The organism is Acidobacteriota bacterium (genome assembly GCA_040752915.1).
Classification (GTDB): domain Bacteria; phylum Acidobacteriota; class UBA4820; order UBA4820; family DSQY01; genus JBFLVU01.
The window spans coordinates 74,580-80,751 of record JBFMHB010000002.1 but is presented as its reverse complement, the minus strand read 5'-3'; the positions used below and the strand labels follow the sequence as shown (position 1 = coordinate 80,751).

Genomic DNA, 6,172 nt, shown 5'->3' with positions numbered 1-6,172 from the left:
CGCTCCTTCCTCCGCTTCGCTCCGGAAGGCAGGCAGCACAAGACGCGCAAAAAGATCTTGGACAGGCATGATTTAAAGTAGGTTCCGGAAGGGCCCCGCCCGAGGGAACGCACCGGCGGGCCGCGCCTACTTCATCACGATCGGAAACGTGACCTTGGTCTTGACCGGGACCCCATCCTTGAGGGCGGGGGAGTAGCGCAGTTTCATCGCCGCGCGCCGGCAGGCGTCGTTCATGCCGTAGTCGGGGACGGGCCCCCGGACGACCCGCGCCTCCGTGACGGTGCCCGCCTCGTTCACGCTGACCTCCACGTAAAAGGTCCCCGTAAGGCGGTTCTGACGGGCGGGACTCGTGACGTCCAACTGGAGCTGGTTCGTCTGCTTGGGCTTGATGTCCACCGCCCAGAGCTCCACGAAGTCGCCCGCCTGGACCTTGACCGCCGGCGGGGAAGCCGGCGCGGCCTCCGGGGGGGGCTCCAGAGCGGCGCCGAGGGCCGCCTCGGCCGTGGAGGGGGTGCTCTCCGGCGGTTGGACGGGTTCGGAGGGGGCGGGGACCGTCGGTGTGGGCTCGGGGGCCTTGGGTTTCTCGGCGGCCAGGCGCCTCTGCTCCTCCTGCTGGGCTTTGAGGCGGTTCTGGGCCTCCTCCAGGGCCTTCTGGGCCCGAATCTTCTCGTCGGCCGTGGTGGCCTTCGTGACCTGCTGTTGGAGGGCGGCCTTCTCGTCCTCCAGGGCCTTGAGCTTGGCGGCCATCTCCTCCTGCTGGGCCTTGAATTGGGCCCGCTCTTTTTCCAGGTCGGCCATCTGCTGTTGGGCCCGGATCTGCTCTTCGGAGGGGCCCTTGGGCCGCAGGGCGAAAAAGAGCCCGAGGGCCACCAGGACGACGCCGGCGGCGATCCCCGCTCCGATGAGCAGGTTCTTCCGGGACGCGGCGCCGCTTTCCGGCGGCTCCTCCGATGGGAGCGTGAAGGGGGGGGTGCGGTCTCTCGGTTCGGGGGAGGCGGCAGGGGCGGGAGGCGCGGGCGACGCGGGCGGGGGCGGAGGCGCGGCCTCTTCCCTCCGAAAGGGAGCCCGGTCGAGGGCGGCGAAGGCCTTGTCGGCCGAATCCTCGGCCTCGTCCTCCCCTCGATACAGGGAGTGCATGAGAAAGGCGATGTTGAACGTCGTGGGGCTGTATTCGCCGGATGTGATGAGCTGGTCCAGGTCCGCCTTCAGGACCTTGAGGTCCCCGTAGGCCTCGGGGCCGTCCTGAAGCAGGCTCCTCTTCAGGATTCGAAAGAGGTTCTCGGGGAGGGGATCGGCGCCGTCCAGGCCCCGCCGGCCCTCCTCCAGGCGGGAAGCCGGGTCGAAGGGCCCGGCGGGCTCGGGGCGGAAGGGCTCCCGGCAGAGAAACTCGAAGAGCAGGGCCCCCACCGAGTAGATATCCGCCGCGGCCTTGGCGCTCTTCCCTCCCGCCTGAGCGGGCGGAAGGTACCGCCAGTACGCATCGAAGGCGGGGTCTTTGAGGAGGGGGGTGGTCTGAAGGTCCTTGAGGAGGGTGGGGAGGAGCTTGACCTCGCCTTCGAAGCTTACCGAGACCCGATCCGGAGAGAGCCCTCCGGCGGTGATTCCCTGTTCGGCGAGGGAAAGCAGAGCGCCGGTCGTGCGCTCCGCCAGGTAGACGGCCTGGTCCGGAGCGAGAGGCAGCCCCTCGTGGCGGAGGCGGTCCAGAATGTCGCTGAGCAGGCGCCCCTGGTGGTACTCGGTGACGGCGTAAAGGGAGGTCTTGCCTTCGCGTCCCGCCTCCAGGAGATTCAGGGCCCTCAGGTCGCGCACCTTGCCCCAATCGCGGGCGTTCTTGAGGACCACCCGTTCAGCTTCGGGGGTCTCGGCGACGGCGGCGGGCAGCCGGTGGACGAGACGGACCTCGGGTGTGCCCTCCGCGGGAAGGGCCTTCAGTACGGCTCCCGCCACGGTGGCGGAGACCGGCTCTCCCAGGATGTGGTTGGCGAATAGCTCCGCGTCCATGAATGCACCCCCTGTCTACGGGTGCCATTATCGGAGCGCCCGTCGGCGCGTGTCAAACCAGACGGGACCTTTAGTGAAGGCGGGGCGGGAGGAAAGGACCTCTACTGAGAGGGCAAAGGGATCCCGCTCGAGCGACGATTTCCGGTCACCCCTCCTCCCGGAATCCCCTCATTTCGGAATCCCGGCATCCCCACCCTGGACCTTGGCCAGGACGTCGCGGGCGAAGTCCCGGTGGACCATGTAGGAGAGCATCTTGAGCTTCACGTAGTCTCCCCGATAGAAGAGCCAGCCTTCGGGCGGAGCCTTTCGGGCGGCGCGGGCCGAGTCCTTGATCAGGAACCAGTCGGCCCCGTCCCGCCGGGCGTACCCCACCAGGTGAATCCCGTGGTCGTCCGTGGTGGAGCCTTCGGCCATGCGCATTTCGCGTGCATCCTGGTCCAGGTACCCCGGCGCCACGTCGAAGGTGGGGACCACGGCCACCTTGTTCCAGCCGTCGTAACCCGGTTCGCTGGTGTCCCCGCCGATGGCCACCGAGGAGCCCGCCTGGGCCGCGCGCACGAGGAGCGCGTACCATTCTTCGAGGGGCAGGTTCACGTAGGTGTCGGCCCGCCACCAGTTGTCCTCGGCGTCGAGTTCGCACCGGGTGTAGAAGGGGTGCGCGGAAGTGGAGACGAAGCTGGCGTAGGCGTCCACGTCGAGGGCCGCCACCTCCTTCAGGAAGGCCTGGGGCGTGTAGGTGCGACCCTCGTAGTCGAATCGCTCGGGCGGGCGGCCGAGGTGCTTGTCCAGGATGCCTCGCACGGCGGACAGCACCTGGTCTTCGTTCCAGTAATTGTTGGCCTCGCAGTAGGCGAAATAGGCCTTCAACTCGTCCATCATGCGGGCGTGGTTGTGGCGCCCGTCCGGGGCGAGGACGCCCGGATAGGCCGATTCGGGGACGACGCCGTAGGTTTTCCAAAGGCGGGGGATGGCCTCCGATTCGGACCCCTCCTCGAAGACCGATCGGCCTCGGGTGGCGACGTGGCGCCTGGCCTTGTCCAGGTACTCGTGATAGACCGACCAGAGCTCCGAGAGTTTGACCTCTCTTCCCGAAAGCCGCTTGATTTCGGATTCGAAGAAGGAGGTCGTGGCGAAGGACCAGCAAGTGCCGGTGAGGTACTGGGCCACCGGCGGAAAGGCCCAGGCCCGTGCGGGAAAATCCTCCGGCCCCCGGGGACGGCGGAGTCCGGAGAGATCCATGCGAAAATCACGCCGCGCCGCTTCCCTCGCCTTTTCCTCCTGGTCCTGGGCCGCGAGGAGGTCGTCGGTGACTTTGGCGGCGGCATCCTCCGCCGCGGCATTCGCCTCCTCCAGTTCCTGGAGGACCGGGTCCTTCACGGCGGGGCGGTACTGTCCCCGGTCCTTCGGTGGAGGGGAGGCGAAGGGAGCGGCGAAGACGAGGGCGGCGGCGAAGGCGGCGAGGGCGACGCGGGCGGCTCGGGCGATCATGACGGTCCTCCGGAAAAGGAATCCCGGGGCCCCCGCTCCCGGAAGGGGACGGGGACCCCGAGGGGTCGAGGATACCACGCGGCGGAGGCCCGGTCAGGAGGCCGTCGAGGTCTTGACCTCGAAAGCGGGAGGGTCCTGGAGGGCCTTCTTGACGGCGCACATGTCCGCGGCGCGCACCAGGGCCTCTCGGTACTTCTCCGGGAATCCAGGGGGGACCCGAATGTCCAGGCCCACCCTCTCGAGCCGGCCCGTCACCGGGTGAAACTCCGCGGTCTGCGTCAGGGAGAGGCCCTCCGTGGGCAATCCGCGGCTTTGACAGAACGAGAGGACGTAGATGCCGGCGCAGGTGGCGATGGAGGACAGGAAGAGCAGGAAAGGCTCGGGGGCGGATCCCTCTCCCCCCGATTCGCGGGACTGATCGGTCCGGATGGTGTGGTGGAGGAACTGGGCGTCCACGCGCTTTCCTCCGGGAAACGTGACGGTAAGCTCCATTGGGCGTTCTCCTCACGACGGGCCCGGCGCCGCCGGGCGCTCAGGAGAGCCAAGATGCGCCTGGGTCCCGGATGTAACCGTGGCGGCTTTTGGAGGGCGGTTGAAAGGGGGGGCTTGATTTTTCGTGAGTATTTACTTACTTTCGTATGCAGGGCTCCCCGCCCCCCGGGTCGGCCCAGCTGGACAGGGTGACAAGGGAGGCTCAGGAACCCTTGGGAAAGGCGGAATCGGGCGGATCGGATCCTCGGGGCGCCGGCGGCGGCCGGACGGGTGTTTCTTGAAGGAGGCGTGAGCGATGGATTACAAGGACGACCTCAGAGACGTGAAGTTCAACCTGTTCGAGTGGCTGCCCCTGAACAAGATCCTCAAGGCGGAGGAGTTCAGCGGCTTCGAGCGGTCCGATCTGGAGATGATCCTCGAGGAGGCCCTCAAGGTCGTCCAGAACGAGATGGGGCCCACCAACGCCGACGGCGACCGGGTGGGCGCGAAATTCGTGGACGGGAAGGTGCTCCTGCCTCCCTCCTTCCACAAGGCCTACAAGACCATCTCCGAGGCCGGCTGGATCGGCGCCTCCGCCAACCAGGAGTACGGCGGCATGGGCCTGCCCGAGTCCGTGGGCACGGGCATCTTCGAGTTCATGGTGGGCGCCAACCCCTCCCTCGCCCTCACCATGCTCCTCGGCCGGGGCACGGGCCACCTCATCGAGAGCTTCGGCACCGACGAAATGAAGGGCCTCTTCTGCGAGAAGCTCTACACGGGGAAGTGGGGCGGTACCATGTGCCTCACCGAGCCGGGCGCGGGCTCCGACGTGGGCGCCAGCCGCACCAAGGCCGTGAAATCCCCCGACGGCCGCTACAAGATCTCGGGCGAAAAGATCTTCATCACCTCGGGCGACCAGGACATGACCCCCAACATCATCCACGCCGTCCTCGCCCGCACTCCGGACGCCCCTCCCGGAACGAAGGGGCTCTCCCTGTTCATCGTCCCCAAGTTCCGCGTGAACCCGGACGGGAGCCTGGGCGAGTACAACGACGTGGCCGTGAGCAACATCGAGCACAAGCTGGGCATCCACGGGTCCCCCACCTGCTCCATGGTCTTCGGGGCCAACGACGGGTGCGAGGGCTTCCTCCTGGGCAAGGAGCAGGAGGGCATGTCCCTCATGTTCCAGATGATGAACGCCGCGCGCTACGAAGTGGGCGTCCAGGGCATGGCTCTGGCGTCGGCCGCCTACCAGCACGCCCTCGCCTTCGCCCAGGAGAGGCTCCAGGGCAAGCACTTCAAGGACCGCTCCGCGGACGGTCCCCAGGTCCCCATCATCGAGCACCCGGACGTGAAGCGCATGCTCCTCACTCAAATGGCCTACGTCCACGGCATGCGCGCCCTGGTCTCGTTCACCGCCTGCCAGCTGGACCTCGCCCACGTTTCCGAGGGCGAAGCCAAGAAAACGGCCCAGGGCTGGGTGGAGCTCCTGACCCCCATCTGCAAGGCATGGTGCACGGACTGGGGCGTGCGCATGACCGACATGGCCCTCCAGTGCTACGGCGGCTACGGCTACACCATGGAGTACCCGGCGGAGCAGTACCTCCGCGACGCCCGCATCGCCCCCATCTACGAGGGCACGAACGGCATCCAGGCCCTCGACCTCTGCTTCCGAAAGATGAAGATGGAGAACGGCGCCCTCGTGAAAGCCTTCCTGCAAAAGGTTCAGGAGACGGCCCAGGAATACGTGACGGACACGGAGCTGGGGGCCTCAGCCATCCACCTCGCCAACGCCGTGAAGGAGCTTTCCGGAATTCTCGCCGACCTGGGCAAGCGGATGGACGCGCCCCTCGTCCTGCTCCCCAACGCCTGCGGCATCCTCGACATGATGGGCCACGTCTTCGCCGGCGCCCTCCTCCTCGAACAGGCCGCCGTGGCGGGCAAGAAGCTCAAGGCCATCCTGCGCGAGAAGGACGTGGACGCCACCGACAAGAAGGCCTACCATGCCTTCCTGAAGGAGAACGGCGACGCCAAGTTCTACCACAACAAGATCCAGGCGGCGGCCTGCTTCATGCACCGGGCCGTGCCCCAGGTCTACGCCCAGTCCCTGGCCATCAAGACCAACGACCAGTCGGTCTGGGAAGTCGCCTTCTGACGCCCGCGGCCCCAGGGCCGCCGGCGGGCACACCTCACCCCGAGCCCCCGGGAGAAG

Annotated in this window: 4 protein-coding genes; 1 reads left to right on the top strand and 3 read right to left on the bottom strand. The window is 67.4% G+C overall.

Going from position 1 to position 6,172, the window contains the following annotated elements; genetic code table 11:
- Positions 1-126 precede the first annotated feature (126 nt).
- From AB1824_01055 to AB1824_01045, 3 genes are all read right to left on the bottom strand, one after another.
- A complete protein-coding gene (locus AB1824_01055; GenBank protein ID MEW5763537.1) occupies positions 127-2,001 on the bottom strand; it encodes a TonB family protein in 1,875 nt (624 codons plus the stop codon).
- Positions 2,002-2,169: 168 nt separating this feature from the next.
- A complete protein-coding gene (locus AB1824_01050) occupies positions 2,170-3,489 on the bottom strand; it encodes a C1 family peptidase (protein MEW5763536.1) in 1,320 nt (439 codons plus the stop codon).
- A gap of 93 nt (positions 3,490-3,582) precedes the next feature.
- Entirely contained in the window at positions 3,583-3,981 is a 399-nt protein-coding gene (locus tag AB1824_01045; GenBank protein ID MEW5763535.1) for an OsmC family protein, read from the bottom strand.
- 295 nt (positions 3,982-4,276) lie between these two features.
- Here AB1824_01045 and AB1824_01040 point away from each other — a divergent pair, with 295 nt between their 5' ends.
- Complete coding sequence (locus tag AB1824_01040; GenBank protein MEW5763534.1) at positions 4,277-6,115, top strand: acyl-CoA dehydrogenase; 1,839 nt, start codon at positions 4,277-4,279, stop codon at positions 6,113-6,115.
- Positions 6,116-6,172 lie beyond the last annotated feature (57 nt).

Excerpts from the sequence above, each read along its gene's own strand:
- AB1824_01055 (MEW5763537.1), bottom strand. The coding sequence starts at position 2,001 with ATGGACGCGGAGCTATTCGCCAACCACATCCTGGGAGAGCCGGTCTCC.
- AB1824_01050 (MEW5763536.1), bottom strand. The coding sequence starts at position 3,489 with ATGATCGCCCGAGCCGCCCGCGTCGCCCTCGCCGCCTTCGCCGCCGCC.
- AB1824_01045 (MEW5763535.1), bottom strand. The coding sequence starts at position 3,981 with ATGGAGCTTACCGTCACGTTTCCCGGAGGAAAGCGCGTGGACGCCCAG.
- AB1824_01040 (MEW5763534.1), top strand. The coding sequence starts at position 4,277 with ATGGATTACAAGGACGACCTCAGAGACGTGAAGTTCAACCTGTTCGAG.